General features: G+C 73.4%; 16 protein-coding genes. 9 read left to right on the top strand and 7 right to left on the bottom strand.

The annotated features are described in order from the left end of the window. Positions 1 to 11 precede the first annotated feature (11 nt). The gene (locus CUT83_RS03870; RefSeq protein WP_101254464.1) at positions 12 to 1,541 is read right to left on the bottom strand and encodes a S8 family peptidase; all 1,530 of its coding nucleotides are present in this window, start codon (positions 1,539 to 1,541) and stop codon (positions 12 to 14) included. A 232-nt stretch (positions 1,542 to 1,773) separates the two neighbouring features. On the opposite strand from CUT83_RS03870, the gene moaA reads away from it, so the two are divergent. Further along, positions 1,774 to 2,763, top strand: a complete 990-nt coding sequence (gene moaA / locus CUT83_RS03865) for a GTP 3',8-cyclase MoaA (RefSeq protein WP_101254463.1) — start codon at positions 1,774 to 1,776, stop codon at positions 2,761 to 2,763. On the opposite strand, the gene CUT83_RS03860 is transcribed toward moaA, so the two are convergent. Both CUT83_RS03860 and CUT83_RS31685 read right to left on the bottom strand, forming a co-directional pair. Beyond that, positions 2,746 to 3,030 carry a hypothetical protein gene (locus tag CUT83_RS03860; protein WP_338104128.1) on the bottom strand — a complete coding sequence of 95 codons (285 nt, stop codon included), beginning with the start codon at positions 3,028 to 3,030 and terminating at the stop codon, positions 2,746 to 2,748. The genes moaA and CUT83_RS03860 overlap by 18 nt on opposite strands. A gap of 209 nt (positions 3,031 to 3,239) precedes the next feature. After that, positions 3,240 to 3,755, bottom strand: a complete 516-nt coding sequence (locus CUT83_RS31685) for a DUF3099 domain-containing protein (RefSeq protein WP_420882381.1) — start codon at positions 3,753 to 3,755, stop codon at positions 3,240 to 3,242. A 216-nt stretch (positions 3,756 to 3,971) separates the two neighbouring features. Between CUT83_RS31685 and CUT83_RS03850 the strand changes: the two genes are divergently transcribed. Then, positions 3,972 to 4,250 (top strand): GlsB/YeaQ/YmgE family stress response membrane protein, encoded by a 279-nt coding sequence (locus CUT83_RS03850; protein WP_101254462.1) that lies wholly within the window; start codon positions 3,972 to 3,974, stop codon positions 4,248 to 4,250. A gap of 106 nt (positions 4,251 to 4,356) precedes the next feature. Here the strand turns inward: CUT83_RS03850 and CUT83_RS03845 are convergent, their stop codons facing one another. After that, complete coding sequence (locus tag CUT83_RS03845) at positions 4,357 to 5,766, bottom strand: metallopeptidase TldD-related protein (protein ID WP_101254461.1); 1,410 nt, start codon at positions 5,764 to 5,766, stop codon at positions 4,357 to 4,359. Next, positions 5,763 to 7,328, bottom strand: coding sequence for a TldD/PmbA family protein (locus CUT83_RS03840; RefSeq protein ID WP_101254460.1), 1,566 nt, complete (start codon positions 7,326 to 7,328; stop codon positions 5,763 to 5,765). The genes CUT83_RS03845 and CUT83_RS03840 overlap by 4 nt, the downstream gene beginning before the upstream one ends. Positions 7,329 to 7,477: 149 nt before the next feature. Here CUT83_RS03840 and CUT83_RS03835 point away from each other — a divergent pair, with 149 nt between their 5' ends. Both CUT83_RS03835 and CUT83_RS03830 read left to right on the top strand, forming a co-directional pair. Beyond that, positions 7,478 to 8,017, top strand: coding sequence for a DUF1648 domain-containing protein (locus CUT83_RS03835; protein ID WP_101254459.1), 540 nt, complete (start codon positions 7,478 to 7,480; stop codon positions 8,015 to 8,017). A gap of 98 nt (positions 8,018 to 8,115) precedes the next feature. After that, entirely contained in the window at positions 8,116 to 8,358 is a 243-nt protein-coding gene (locus CUT83_RS03830; protein WP_101254458.1) for a hypothetical protein, read from the top strand. A gap of 58 nt (positions 8,359 to 8,416) precedes the next feature. Here CUT83_RS03830 and CUT83_RS03825 read toward each other — a convergent pair whose 3' ends face one another. Beyond that, positions 8,417 to 8,674 carry a hypothetical protein gene (locus CUT83_RS03825; RefSeq protein ID WP_101254457.1) on the bottom strand — a complete coding sequence of 86 codons (258 nt, stop codon included), beginning with the start codon at positions 8,672 to 8,674 and terminating at the stop codon, positions 8,417 to 8,419. Between the two features lie 255 nt (positions 8,675 to 8,929). Here CUT83_RS03825 and fabG point away from each other — a divergent pair, with 255 nt between their 5' ends. Together fabG and fabI are read left to right on the top strand one after the other, a co-directional pair. Then, complete coding sequence (gene fabG / locus CUT83_RS03820; RefSeq protein WP_101254456.1) at positions 8,930 to 9,634, top strand: 3-oxoacyl-[acyl-carrier-protein] reductase; 705 nt, start codon at positions 8,930 to 8,932, stop codon at positions 9,632 to 9,634. 5 nt (positions 9,635 to 9,639) lie between these two features. Next, entirely contained in the window at positions 9,640 to 10,419 is a 780-nt protein-coding gene (gene fabI / locus CUT83_RS03815) for an enoyl-ACP reductase FabI (protein ID WP_101254455.1), read from the top strand. Between the two features lie 110 nt (positions 10,420 to 10,529). On the opposite strand, the gene CUT83_RS03810 is transcribed toward fabI, so the two are convergent. Then, positions 10,530 to 11,210: a FadR/GntR family transcriptional regulator gene (locus tag CUT83_RS03810; RefSeq protein WP_101254454.1), complete on the bottom strand. Its 681-nt coding sequence runs from the start codon at positions 11,208 to 11,210 to the stop codon at positions 10,530 to 10,532. 97 nt (positions 11,211 to 11,307) lie between these two features. Here CUT83_RS03810 and CUT83_RS03805 point away from each other — a divergent pair, with 97 nt between their 5' ends. From CUT83_RS03805 to CUT83_RS03800, 3 genes are all read left to right on the top strand, one after another. Then, on the top strand, positions 11,308 to 12,648 hold the full coding sequence (locus CUT83_RS03805) for a CynX/NimT family MFS transporter (protein WP_240957585.1): 1,341 nt from the start codon (positions 11,308 to 11,310) through the stop codon (positions 12,646 to 12,648). Between the two features lie 16 nt (positions 12,649 to 12,664). After that, positions 12,665 to 12,781, top strand: coding sequence for an SGM_5486 family transporter-associated protein (locus CUT83_RS31330; protein WP_277347702.1), 117 nt, complete (start codon positions 12,665 to 12,667; stop codon positions 12,779 to 12,781). 184 nt (positions 12,782 to 12,965) lie between these two features. Next, entirely contained in the window at positions 12,966 to 13,181 is a 216-nt protein-coding gene (locus CUT83_RS03800; RefSeq protein WP_093848183.1) for a hypothetical protein, read from the top strand. Positions 13,182 to 13,196: the final 15 nt, after the last annotated feature.

Genomic DNA, 13,196 nt, shown 5'->3' with positions numbered 1-13,196 from the left:
GGACCGCCCGGTTACTCGACGGCGTCCAGGGCGTCGACGATGCCGTAGCCGTAGAAACCGTTGACGCGCTTGCCGCCCTCGCAGGTGGAGTCCTCGACGCCGTTGCCGTCCGGGTCGTAGGTCTCCGGGCAGCCGGGGTTGTCCGCCTGCGCCTTCATCATGAGCTGGAGCATCGCCGGGCTCGCCCAGGGGTGCCTGCTCTTGAGCAGCGCCGCCACGCCCGCGACGTGCGGGCTGGCCATCGAGGTGCCCTGCAGGAAGGCGTAGGAGTCGTTCGGCATGGTCGACAGGATCCGGCCGTTGCCCGACGGGGTGTCCGGGATCTGGAACCGGTCGCCGCCCGGCGCCGCCACGTCGGCGACGCGGTGCCCGTAGCTGGAGTAGTACGACTTCAGGTCCTGTACGCCCGTGGCCGTCACCGTCACCACGCCCGGCAGCTGGGTGGGCAGGTCCAGGCACTCCGACGGGTCGATGGTGCGCTCGACCGGGGTGGTGTCGTTCGGGCTGGAGCCGTCGACGATCGCGTCCGAGGCCAGGTCGTGGTTGGAGTTGCCCGCCGATGCGACGTGCAGCGTGCCCCTGCGCTCGGCGTAGCGAGCGGCCCGGCGGATCGCCTCCACGACCGCGCCCTGGTCGGCGTCGTCCTCGCAGTTGTACAGGTACGGGTCGACGTAGTAGCTGTTGTTGGTGATCTCCACCCCCTTGTCGGCCGCGAAGACGAACGCGCAGATCACGGCCTCCGGGTAGAAGAGGCTGGTGTCGGGCTCGCTCACCTTGATGGAGGAGACCTTCACGCCCGGCGCGACGCCCGCCACGCCGATGCCGTTGCGCGCCGCGGCGATGGAGCCCGCGACGTGTGTGCCGTGGTAGTCGCCGTCGGTGTACGGCCGCCAGGCGCCCTCGGAGGTGTCGGCCACGCCGCCGACGCAGTTCGCCGACTGGCCCGCCGAGAAGTTCGGGGCCAGATCCGGGTGGGTGTCGTCCACACCGGTGTCGATGACCGCGACGGTGACCTTGTCGCTGCCCGGGTTGACCTTCGCGGCCTCGTCCGCGCGGATGGCGCGCAGGCCCCACAGGTCGGCCTCCATCGGCTCGCCCTCGGCGGAGGCCGTGGCCGCGCCGGTGCGGGCCGGCTCCGACACGTACTGCGGGGCGCCGACCTCGGTCGTGCCCGCCGACCTGAGCGGCGCGGTGCGGGTGGCGCCGGCGGAGTGCACCCCGCGCACCTCGCGCATCCGCTCGGCGAAGCCGGGGTTCGCCGAGTGGACGACGATCACGCCGATGTCCCGGTGGGTGACGACGACCGTGCCGCCCGCCCTGGCTATCTCCCGCTCCACCCGCCTGATCGTGCCGGGGTGGGAGGAGGTGTTGACCACGTACGACAACTGCTCACCGTCCGCGGCCGCCGTCGCGGCCGCCGGGACGCCGGCTTCCTGCGCCAGCGCCGTTCCGGCGCCCGGCAGCAGGGCCAGGGAGGCGGTCAGCGCCAACCCGACCGGCACCGCGATGGCGCGGCGTCGGCTGGAAGGTCTCGATGCCATGGGTTCTCCGTGTCTGTGTGAACGCAGGGGTCTCAACAACCCGTCCGGTTATCGGACTTGACCGTACGGATGTATGACGACGGAAGCTATCGCTCACACGGGGGGAGCGGCAATGGCCGAACCGCCTCCCGGACACCGAACCCCCGTTCCCGCCGTGGCGTCCCCCGACGGACGGCGCGGGCGTCGCGTACGCTGCGAGGCAGATGTCCAACCGTGGGAGGGTACTGTCGGCATGCTGCTGGACACCTACGGCCGGGTCGCCACCGATCTGCGCGTGTCGCTCACCGACCGGTGCAATCTGAGGTGCACCTACTGCATGCCCGAGGAGGGCCTGAAGTGGCTCGCCAAGCCCGAGCTGCTCACGGACGACGAGATCGTCCGCCTGGTCCGCGTCGCGGTGACCCTGCTCGGCGTGGAGGAGGTGCGCTTCACCGGCGGCGAGCCGCTGCTGCGCCCCGGGCTGGTGGGCATCGTCGAGCGCTGTGCCGCCCTGGAGCCGCGCCCGAGGCTGTCGCTGACGACCAACGGCATCGGCCTGGAGCGCACCGCCGAGGCGCTGCGCGCGGCCGGACTGGACCGGGTCAACGTCTCCCTGGACACCCTCGACGCCGAGGTCTTCTCGCGGATGACCCGCCGCAGGCGCCACGCCGACGTCCTCGCCGGTCTGGCGGCCGCCCGCACGGCGGGGCTCTCCCCGGTCAAGGTCAACGCCGTGCTGATGCCGGGCCTCAACGACACCGAGGCCCCCGATCTGCTCGCCTGGGCCGTCGAGCACTCCTACGAACTGCGTTTCATCGAGCAGATGCCGCTGGACGCCCAGCACGGCTGGCGCCGCGAGGGCATGATCACCGCGGGCGACATCCTCGCCTCCCTGCGCACCCGCTTCTCCCTCACCCCGGAGGGGGAGGACAGCCGGGGCTCGGCGCCCGCCGAACGCTGGATCGTCGACGGCGGTCCGCACCGCGTCGGCGTGATCGCCTCCGTCACCAGGCCCTTCTGCCGCACCTGCGACCGCACCCGGCTGACGGCCGACGGACAGGTGCGCACCTGCCTCTTCGCCCGCGAGGAGTCGGACCTGCGCGGCGCGCTGCGCTCGGGCGCCGACGACACCGAGATCGCCCGGCTGTGGAAGGCCGCGATGTGGGGCAAGAAGGCCGGCTCCGGCCTGGACGACCCGTCCTTCCTCCAGCCGGCCCGCCCGATGTCAGCGATCGGCGGCTGACCCCTCCGGACCCTGTCCGCCCTCCCGGCCTCCCCGGCCCTCCCACTCGGCGAGGGTCACCACGTCCTTCAGGAAGTCCCGCGCCCCCAGGAACCGTGACAGGTGCTCGCGGTGCTCCTCGCACGCCAGCCAGGTCTTGCGGCGCTCCGGAGTGTGCAGCTTGGGATTGTTCCAGGCCAGTACCCACACGGCGGCCTCACGGCAGCCCTTGGCGGAGCAGACGGGGGCGGCGGCGCCGGGCAGGGGAGCGGTCACGGGATCGGTCACGCCCCCATCCAAACACGATCCGAACGCGATCCGAACATGGTCCGGACACGACGACGCCGGGCAGCCACGGGGGGAGCCGCCCGGCGTCGGTCTGTCGCTCCGACGGGGGATGCGGAGCGTGTACGCAGTATGGCACGCGCACCCGTCGCCGGGGCACCGGAACAGCATGATTGATCTGAGGTTTTCCTGAGCTTCCGGGGCGCGGCGGATCAGTCGCGCCGGCCGGGGCCCGAGCGGCTCGGCTCCTGCCCCGGTTCCGGGCGCCGGTACTCCTGACGGCCCGGACCCTGCTCACCGCCTGGTTCCGCCCTGTGATCCGGCCCCCGCCCGGCCTCCGGTTCGTCCTGCTCCAGCGGATCCTGCCGTATCGTGCGCGTCCTCGGACCGGGCTCGCGCTCCCCGGTGTCCGCCGGGCGTCCGGCCGGCCCCAGCGCCTGCCGGGGCGGGGCGGAGACGAGGGAGCCGGGGAGCGCGGGAGTGTTCTCCCGCCCCGCGTTGGCGATCACCACCGCCACGTACGGCAGGGCCGCGCCGAGCACCAGGGCGGCCACGGCGAGCGGACGCTGCACGTCCCACAGCACCACGGTCAGCAGGACCGCCACGGTGCGTACCAGCATCGAGACCACATAGCGCCGCTCCCGCCCCCGGACGTCCTCCGCCAGCCCCTGACGGGCTCCGGTGATCCGGAAGACCTCGGGACCGCGCTGCCTGCGCCTCACACTCACCACCTGCTCCTGCGGCCGGCATCCGGGAGCGTTCCCGCCTGGTTCCCGGCCTTTTCCACACTACGCCCCGACTCCGCCGCATACGACGCCGGGCAGAGGGCACCCGATGCGCCGGGGACGGCTCCCACCCGGACGGCTCAGCGGCCGTGCGACGGAGGCACCCCACCGCACGAACCGAACGCGCCGCGCACGGAGCGCACCGCACGAGGAGGCGACATGAGCTGGTTGTGGGCGATCATCGTGGGTCTGGTCCTGGGTGTGCTGGCCCGCGCCATCCTTCCCGGCAGGCAGAACATCCCGCTGTGGCTGACCGCCATCTTCGGAATCATCGGCAGCGTCATCGGGAACGCCGTGGCCAGTGGGATCGGGGTGGATGACACCGCGGGCATCGACTGGATCCGGCACCTGCTCCAGCTTGCCGGCGCCGTCCTGATCGTCGCGCTGGGCACGCCCCTGTACGCCAAGATCAGGGGCGGAGGCAGGCGGACGGCCTGACGGACCGGACCTCCAGGTGAGAGGGGGGAAGCCTCCCGTCGCCGGGGAGGGGGACCGGCGGAAGGGGACGGTGCGGGAGAACGCACCGTCCCCTTCGCGCCGCCGCTCACACACCCCGGCTGACGGAGCTCATGTTGAAGTCCGGCACACGCAGGGCGGGCATCGCCGCCCGTGTGAACCAGTCCGACCACTCGCGCGGCAGGGTGCGCTCGGTCCGCCCCGCCTCGGTGGCCCTCGACAGCAGGTCGACCGGCGACTCGTTGAAGCGGAAGTTGTTCACCGCACCCGTGACCTCGCCGTTCTCCACCAGATAGACGCCGTCGCGGGTCAGCCCCGTCAGCAGCAGCGTCGCCGGATCCACCTCGCGGATGTACCACAGGCAGGTCAGCAGCAGGGCCGGGCCGTCGTGCCCGGAGCCGGCGACCATCTCCTCCAGCGACGCGGTGCCGCCCGCGTCCAGGACCAGGTTGTCGATCCCCGGCGCCACCGGCAGGCCCGTCAGCTCCGCCGAGTGCCGGGTGGTCAGCAGACGACGCAGCTCGCCGTCGCGCACCCAGTCGGTGGCCCGCAGCGGCAGGCCGTTGTCGAAGACCGAGGCGTCGTCGCCGGAGGAGTGCGCGATCACGAACGGCGACGCCTCCAGACCGGGCGCGCCCGGATCGCTGTAGAGCCTCAGCGGCAGCTCCGACAGCCGCTCGCCCACCCGGGTGCCGCCGCCGGGCCTGCTGAACACCGTGCGCCCCTCGGCGGCGTCGCGTCCCGCCGACGACCACATCTGGTAGATCAGCAGGTCCGCCACGGCACTGGGCGGCAGCAGCGTCTCGTACCGCCCCGCCTCCAGCTCCACCTGCCGCCCGGCCCACTCCAGCCGCCGTGCCAGCTCCGCGTCCAGCGCCAGCGGATCGACGTCGGCGAAGTCGCGGGTCGCCCGCCCCGCCCACGCCGAGCGGGTGCGGTCGGGGGACTTGGCGTTGATCTCCAGGGTGCCGGTGGGCTGGTCGTGGCGCAGCCGCAGTCCGGTGGAGGTCCCCAGGTAGGTGGAGACCATCTGGTGGTGGGCGAAGCCGTACAGCTCCCGGCCCTCGGAGCGGGCCCGCGCGAAGGACTCGCCCAGCGCCGGGGCGAAGGAGTCGAACACCGACGAGGAGGTCTCGGCCGGGGCTTCGGTGAAGCCGGCGGAGGCGGGAGTGCCCTCCACCAGCGGCCGGGCGTCCTCGGCCGGGCCCGCCGTACGCGCCGCCTCCTCCGCGGCCCGCACCAGCGGCTCGATGTCGTCGTCGGTGACGGCCGAACGGGAGACCACCCCCGACGCCGTCCCCTCAAGACCGCCGACGGTCGCGACGACGGTGAGGGTGCGGCCGCGGGTGACGCCGTTGGTGGTCAGCGTGTTGCCCGCCCACCGCAGATTGGCGGTGGACTCCTCGTCGGCGATGACCACGCAGCCGTCGGCCCGCGACAGCGCCAGGGCGCGCTCGACGACCTCGTGGGGAGCGGGAGACGTGGAAGAGGGGGTCATCGGCCGGCCTCCTGGGCGGTGTTGAGGATGTTGACGCCGCGGAAGAGCGCGGAGGGGCAGCCGTGCGAGACGGACGCGACCTGGCCCGGCTGGGCCTTGCCGCAGTTGAAAGCGCCGCCGAGCACATACGTCCGCGGCCCGCCCACGGCCTCCATCGAGCCCCAGAAGTCGGTGGTGGTGGCCTGGTAGGCCACGTCGCGGAGCTGCCCGGCGAGCCGTCCGTTCTCGATCCGGAAGAAACGCTGCCCGGTGAACTGGAAGTTGTGGCGCTGCATGTCGATCGACCACGAGCGGTCGCCGACCACGTAGATCCCCCGCTCCACCCGGGAGATCAGCTCCTCGGTGGACGGCCCGTCCGGATCGGGCCGGAGCGAGACGTTGGCCATGCGCTGCACGGGGACGCTGGAGGGGGAGTCGGCGTAGGCGCAGCCGTTGGAGCGGCCCAGCCCGGTCAGCCTCGCCATCCGCCGGTCGAGCTGGTAGCCCACCAGGATCCCGTCCCTGACCAGATCCCAGGACTGCGCCTCGACGCCCTCGTCGTCGTAGCCGATGGTGGCCAGCCCGTGCTCGGCGGTGCGGTCGCCGGTGACGTTCATGACCGGCGAGCCGTACTTGAGCGTGCCGAGCTTGTCGGGCGTGGCGAAGGAGGTGCCCGCGTACGCCGCCTCGTAGCCCAGCGCCCGGTCCAGCTCGGTGGCGTGGCCGATCGACTCGTGGATCGTCAGCCACAGGTTGGAGGGATCGACCACCAGGTCGTAGGAGCCCGCCTCCACACCGGGCGAGCGCATCTTCTCGGCCAGCAGCTCCGGGATGCGCGCCAGCTCCGCGTCCCAGTCCCAGCCGGTGCCGGTCATGTACTCCCAGCCCCGGCCGGCGGGCGGGGCCAGGGTCCGCATCGAGTCGAAGTCGCCGGAGTCGGTCACGGACACGGCCGTCAGCTCCGGGTGCAGGCGGACGCGCTGCTGGGTGGTGACGGTGCCGGCGGTGTCCGCGTAGAACTTGTTCTCCTGCACGGTCAGCAGCGAGGCGTCCGTGTGCGAGACGCCGTCCGCCCCCAGCAGCCGCTCGCTCCACTGGGCCAGCAGGGCGGTCTTCTCCGCGTCCGGCACGTCGAACGGGCTGACCTCGTAGGAGGAGACCCAGGTGCGCTCACCGTGCACCGGCTCGTCCGCCAGCTCCACCCGTCCGCCCATCGCCCACCGGCCCCCGGCGGAGCCGCTCCGCGCGGCCGCGCCGTCGCCGGCGGCCTCGGCGACCCTCGCCGACAGCTTCGCCATCTCCACGGCCCGGCCCGCCACCCTCGCGGCGGCGTCCATCGTCAGATCCACCCCCGAGGCGAAACCCCACGCGCCGTCGTGCACCACGCGCACCGCGTATCCGGCGTCGGTGATGTCCGAGGACCCGGCCGGTTTCGCGTCGCGCAGCCGCCAGGAGGCGCTGCGGTTGCGCTCGAAACGGAAGTCGGCGTGCTCGGCCCCCAGCGCCCGGGCCCGCGCGAGCGCCGCGTCGGCGAGCGCGCGCAGCGGCAGCGCCAGGAAGGACTCATCGATCTCGTGGACCACGGACGCTCCTCCTTGTCGGTGCATGACCGCAGTGAACCATGTTCCACAGGCCGGCCGTGGCCGGTGAACGGCGGCCGCGGCCCCGGCGGGGCCTACCCTGGCCGGTGAAGGGGCGGGGGAGCGAAGAGGAAAGCACCCGGGAGGGGAACATGGGGGACGGGGACGAGAGCCGGCCGGACTTTCCGTGGGTGTGGCTGCTGCCGCAGCTCGCCGTGCTGGCGGGGCTGACGGTCTGGGGCGTTGCGGTGTACCCGAGCCTGCCGGAGAGGGTGCCGCAGCACATCGGCCCCGGCGGAATCGACGCCTGGGCGGACAAGTCCGTCGGCGCGGTCTTCCTCCCCGTGCTGATATACGCCGGGACCGTCGCGGTGATGGCCGCCACCTCGGCGGCGGCGCTGCGGATGCGTCCCGCGGACGAACTCGCCCCCGGCGAGCGTGCCTCCTCCCTGATCAACCGCCCCGCCACCCGCGCCTCGGCGCTGCGGACGGCCAGGGCCACGCTCCAGCTCGGCTTCTGCATCGGCCTGTCGATGGCCGTGACGTGCGCGGTGATGTGGCGGACCGAACCGGACCCGCACGTGCCCGCCTGGCTGCTCGCCGCGGTACTCGCCCCGATCGCGGTCGGCCTGGTGCCGGTGCTCGCCGTGGCCCTCCGGGACCGCCGTGAGAGCCGCGGGAGCCGGAAGTGATCCGGCCGCCGGTGTGTTCCCGCGGTGCTCCGGGGTACCCGCGACCGGGCCGGCCCGCGGGCCGGCCCGTTGGAGAGAAGCGCGGGAAGGAGCGTGCCGTGAGCGACTACTCAGGGCCCTACGACGGCAGGCAGCACGACCCGTCCGAGATGAAGGCCGGCACGGGCAGGGAGCGGAACGAGGCGGAGAGGGAGCGCCGCCCCGAGGGGGAGGAGCGGTCCGCGAGGACCGGACGCGAACGCCCCGGGGACGAGGGCGAGGGCGAGGAGGCCGGGGAGGGGGACCGGAGTCCGGGCACCGGGCCCGCCGTCGCCGGACCGCCGCCGGTCCCGGAGGGCTGATCCGGCTGATCCGGGGCAGGCGCCCCCGCTCACCGGTCCCCGGCGGAGCCGCTCCGCTTCACCGGCCTTCCGCGCCGTCCGGCTTCCCGGCGGGGGTCTTGAAACCGGAGGTGTCCAGGTCGCAGCCGAAGGCGGGGATGCGCAGCGGGTCCCCGAAGGGCGTGGTCGGCCGCGAGTCGCAACCCCGCTCGGACGGACGCCGGAACACCGTGGCGGCCTGCTCCTCCATGTCCGGCAGAGTGCGGCACGGCGCCCGGAAGCGGGCGGTGCCGGAGGGAACGTCTGTGGCCGTCGGCCGTTCGAGCATCACCGTCATGATGCGCCTCCTCGCGCTCCTGCACCATGCGCGACCCGGGGGAGCGGACCAAAACACTGTGTGATTGCCTGATTCCCGTACAGTCGCTCCCCGTGCGGGCTCCGGGGTCGGGCGTACGCCCCGGCGCGGGGCGCCTTTCTGTAGGAATCCCACAGGAGCCCGGCAAAGCCCCTGTCGGGGACCCGTTCTCCGGCTCGCGGGGCCGGACGATAGTTTCTTGCGGAGTACCTGCTCCCTACGGAAGAGGGTGTTCCCTTGAGCCGCTCGGTTCTCGTCACCGGAGGCAACCGCGGCATCGGCCTGGCCATCGCCCGGGCGTTCGCCGACGCGGGCGACAAGGTCGCCGTCACCTACCGGTCCGGTGAGCCGCCGGAGGGTTTCTGCGCCGTCAAGTGCGACATCAACGACGCCGAGCAGGTGGAGCAGGCCTACAAGGAGATCGAGGAGAGGCAGGGCCCGGTCGAGGTGCTGGTCGCCAACGCCGGTGTCACCCGGGACCAGTTGCTCCTGCGGATGTCCGAGGAGGACTTCACCTCCGTGGTGGAGACCAACCTCACCGGCACCTTCCGGGTCGTCAAGCGCGCCTGCCGGGGCATGCTCCGCGCCCGCCGGGGCCGCATCGTGCTGATCTCCTCCGTCGTCGGCCTGCTGGGCTCGGCGGGACAGGCCAACTACGCCGCCTCCAAGGCCGGTCTGGTCGGCTTCGCCCGCTCGGTCGCCCGGGAGCTGGGCTCCCGCGGCATCACCTGCAACGTGGTCGCACCGGGTTTCGTGGACACCGACATGACGCGCGCGCTCACCGACGAGCAGCGCGCCAGGATCGTCGAACAGGTCCCGCTGGGCCGCTACGCCCGGCCCGAGGAGATCGCCTCCTCGGTGCGTTTCCTGGCCTCGGAGGAGGCCGCGTACATCACCGGAGCCGTCATTCCCGTGGACGGCGGATTGGGCATGGGTCACTGAACGTCATGAGCGGACTTCTCGCCGGAAAGCGCATCCTCGTCACCGGGGTGCTCACCGACTCCTCGATCGCCTTCCACGTCGCCCGGCTGGCGCAGGAGGAGGGCGCCGAGGTCGTCCTCACCGGTTTCGGACGGCTGACGCTGGTGCAGCGCATCGCCAAGCGGCTTCCCAAGGAGGCCCCGGTGATCGAGCTGGACGTGCAGAACAGCGAGCACCTGGACACCCTGGCCGGCAAGGTCGCCGAGCACCTCGGCGAGGGCGTCGGACTGGACGGGGTCGTGCACTCCATCGGCTTCGCGCCGCAGGACGCGCTCGGCGGCAACTTCCTCAACACCGGCTGGGAGTCGGTCGCCACGGCCGTCGAGGTCTCGGCGTACTCCCTGAAGTCGCTGACCATGGCCCTGCTGCCGCTGCTCGAGAAGCGCGGCGGCTCGGTCGTCGGCATGGACTTCGACGCGCAGGTGGCCTGGCCCAAGTACGACTGGATGGGCGTGGCCAAGGCAGCCCTGGAGTCCACCTCCCGCTACCTCGCCCGCGACCTGGGCCACAAGAACATCCGCTGCAACCTGGTGTCGGCCGGGCCCATCAAGTCCATGGCCGCCAAGTCCATTCCGGGCTTCGAGGAGCTGGCGGACGTGTGGAAGACCCGCGCCCCGATCGGCTGGGACCTCGCCGACCCCGAGCCCGCCGCGCGCGGCGTGGTCGCCCTGCTCTCGGACTGGTTCCCGAAGACGACCGGCGAGATCGTGCACGTGGACGGCGGCGTGCACATGATGGGCGCGTAGCGCGTCCGCGATCGGAGGAACCCCGGGGCCGCCCCCCGGTCCCGGCCCGGGACCGGGGGGCGGCCCCGCGGCGTGCCGCGGAACAACGCCTGCGGCCCCGGGGAGCGGGGTCAGCCGCGGGCGCCGGAGCCGCGGCAGGTCCGGGCGTACGAGCCCGCCTCCCGCGCGGCCGTCTCCGCGTCGCGGTCGGCGATGGCGTCCACCAGCCGCCCGTGGTCCAGATACCCCTCCGAGCGCAACTCCTCGCCCACGTCGTTGCGGAGGAAGGTGCGCACGACGGTGCCGAGGTCGGCGTAGAGCGCGGTGAGCACCTCGTTGTGGGACGCCCTGACGATCGCCAGATGCAGTGTGACGTCGGCCTCCACGAAGCGTTCCACCTCGCCCGTCTCCCAGGCGGCCTCGCGCCGGCGCAGCAGTGCCCGCAGCTGGCGCAGGTCCTGCTCGGTGCGGCGGTGCGTGGCCAGCCGGGCGGCCTCGGCCTCCAGCGCCGAGCGCAGCTCGGCCACGTCGCGCGGGTCGGCGTCCGCGAAGCGGCGGTGCATGACCCCGGCGAGTTCGCTGGTGGCCACCACATAGGTGCCCGAGCCCTGCCGGATGTCCAGCAGTCCGTTGTGGGCGAGGGCCCGCACGGCCTCGCGCACGGTGTTGCGGGCCACGCCGAGCTGCTCGACCAGCTCGGGCTCGGTCGGGATGCGGGAGCCCACCGGCCACTCGCCGGAGGTGATCTGGTCGCGCAGGGCGTCGATGACCTGGTCGGCCAGGGCGGAGCGGCGGGGCGAGGTCAGGGGCATGGCACTTCCCGGGTCGGCGGGTGCGGCGGGCACGGCGAGCGAGCGGAGAGGCGCACCGAGTGGCCTCAATTCATCCGATGATTCTATGATGCCTGTCATGGCTGACGATCCCATGACCATCGACCACCGGGCCGAGGAGGGGAACCCGGACAGCGTAGGCACCCGCGCCACCCCGGACGCTCCGCCGGCTGCCGCCGCGAGCGCATCCCCGTGGGCGCGGCGGCTGCTGGTCGCGGGCGTCGTCCTGGCCGCCTTCAACCTGCGCCCCGCCATCACCGCGCTCGGCCCGCTCCTGGAGGAGGTCCGCGAAGCGCTGGCGATGAACGGCACCGTCGCCGGGCTGCTGACCTCCGCGCCCGCCCTCTGCTTCGCCGTCTTCGGCGGCGCCGCGCCCCGGCTGGCCCGCCGCTGGGGGCCGGCCGCCGTGGTGCTCGCCGGGATGGCCGCCGTCACCACCGGGCTGGCGCTGCGCCCCCTCGCCGGCGGAACGGTCTGGTTCCTGGCCTCCAGCGCACTGGCGCTGGCGGGCATCGCGGCCGGCAACGTCCTGATGCCCGTGGTCGTCAAGCGCTGGTTCCCCGACCGGATCGGCCCGATGACCGGCCTGTACTCCATGGCGCTCTCCGTGGGCACCGCCGCGGCCGCCGCCCTCACCGTCCCGGCGGTCCGGACGCTGGAGGGCGACTGGCGCCTCGGGCTCGGGATGTGGGCGCTGCCCGGCGCCCTCGCCCTGCTGGTGTGGGCGCCGGTCGTACGCGCCGCCCGCGCCCGTACCGCCGCACCCGACGACGCCGGGGCGGGCGCCGACGCTGGGGCGGGCGCCGACGCCGGGGCCGGTGGGGGCGGTCCCGAAGCAGGGATCCGCATCACCCGCTCCGTCACCGCCTGGTCGCTCGGCGTCTTCTTCGGCTTCCAGGCCACCGCCGCCTACGTCGTCATGGGTTGGCTGCCGCAGATCTTCCGCGACGCCGGGGTCCCCGCGCCCACCGCCGGACTGCTGCTGGCGGTCACCATGGGGATGAGCATCCCCCTGTCCTACGTACTGCCGCGGATCGCCGCCCGGCTCGGTCACCAAGGCCCCCTCGTCGCCGTCCTGGCCTGCTGCGGACTGGGCGGATACGCCGGACTGTGGTTCGCCCCCGCGCAGGGGGCCTGGGCCTGGGCGCTGCTGCTGGGCATCTCCAACTGCGCCTTCCCCCTCGTCCTCACCATGATCGGGATGCGGGCGCGGACCGGCGCCGGGGTCGCCAAGCTCTCCGCCTTCGCGCAGGGCACCGGTTACCTGATCGCCGTTCCCGGGCCGCTGCTGGTCGGGGCCCTCCACCAGCACACCGGAGGCTGGCACGCCCCCCTGGCGCTGATGGCCGCCCTGATGACCGCCCAGCTCGCGGTGGGCCTGGTGGCGGGCCGGGACCGATGCGTCGAGGACGGCGGCTGAGTGCGACACTGGGCCCATGCCAGTGCTCGAACCCAACCCGCCCAACGGCCAGAAGAAGCTGCTCCTCGTCCTCGGCGCGATGCTCGGCGTCACGGTCGTGATCGGCGTCCTCGCCTCCGCCATCGCCCCGTAGCCGTACCGGCTCCGCCCCCGCTCCTCGGCGGGCGGCGGAGCCGTGGTGGGGCAGGCCCCACCATCCCCTAGGGGGCCGGGCTCAGGGGGCAATGGGTGGATCACCGGATGGATCGGCCGCCCCGCGGTCCGTAGCGTCGGAGCACACGCCCAAGACGCCACGGAAGACGACGGAGGCGAGCCCGATGACGGCCCACGCACCCACCCGGCACACCCCCCGGCCGGCGGCCGGCGGCGCGGACGCACGGCTGCCGTGGTGGGCCGCGGTACTGCCCGTGATCGCCTTCGCGGCGCTGCTGGCCCTGCTCGCCGGCGCGGGTGGGGCCGAGGCCGCCGACGCCGGGTCCCAGGGGTATCTCGCGGATCTGCTGGGCCGGCTCTGGGAACTCCTGTCGCGCTGACCGGTTGCCTCCGCC

Source organism: Streptomyces barkulensis, from assembly GCF_002843305.1.
GTDB classification, from domain to species: domain Bacteria; phylum Actinomycetota; class Actinomycetes; order Streptomycetales; family Streptomycetaceae; genus Streptomyces; species Streptomyces barkulensis.
This window is presented reverse-complemented; position numbering and strand designations above follow the sequence as displayed.

Excerpts from the sequence above, each read along its gene's own strand:
- CUT83_RS03810 (WP_101254454.1), bottom strand. The coding sequence starts at position 11,210 with ATGCCCCTGACCTCGCCCCGCCGCTCCGCCCTGGCCGACCAGGTCATC.
- CUT83_RS03870 (WP_101254464.1), bottom strand. The coding sequence starts at position 1,541 with ATGGCATCGAGACCTTCCAGCCGACGCCGCGCCATCGCGGTGCCGGTC.
- CUT83_RS03805 (WP_240957585.1), top strand. The coding sequence starts at position 11,308 with ATGGCTGACGATCCCATGACCATCGACCACCGGGCCGAGGAGGGGAAC.
- CUT83_RS03800 (WP_093848183.1), top strand. The coding sequence starts at position 12,966 with ATGACGGCCCACGCACCCACCCGGCACACCCCCCGGCCGGCGGCCGGC.
- CUT83_RS03845 (WP_101254461.1), bottom strand. The coding sequence starts at position 5,766 with ATGACCCCCTCTTCCACGTCTCCCGCTCCCCACGAGGTCGTCGAGCGC.
- CUT83_RS03835 (WP_101254459.1), top strand. The coding sequence starts at position 7,478 with ATGGGGGACGGGGACGAGAGCCGGCCGGACTTTCCGTGGGTGTGGCTG.
- CUT83_RS31330 (WP_277347702.1), top strand. The coding sequence starts at position 12,665 with ATGCCAGTGCTCGAACCCAACCCGCCCAACGGCCAGAAGAAGCTGCTC.
- CUT83_RS03850 (WP_101254462.1), top strand. The coding sequence starts at position 3,972 with ATGAGCTGGTTGTGGGCGATCATCGTGGGTCTGGTCCTGGGTGTGCTG.
- fabI (WP_101254455.1), top strand. The coding sequence starts at position 9,640 with ATGAGCGGACTTCTCGCCGGAAAGCGCATCCTCGTCACCGGGGTGCTC.
- moaA (WP_101254463.1), top strand. The coding sequence starts at position 1,774 with ATGCTGCTGGACACCTACGGCCGGGTCGCCACCGATCTGCGCGTGTCG.
- CUT83_RS03825 (WP_101254457.1), bottom strand. The coding sequence starts at position 8,674 with ATGACGGTGATGCTCGAACGGCCGACGGCCACAGACGTTCCCTCCGGC.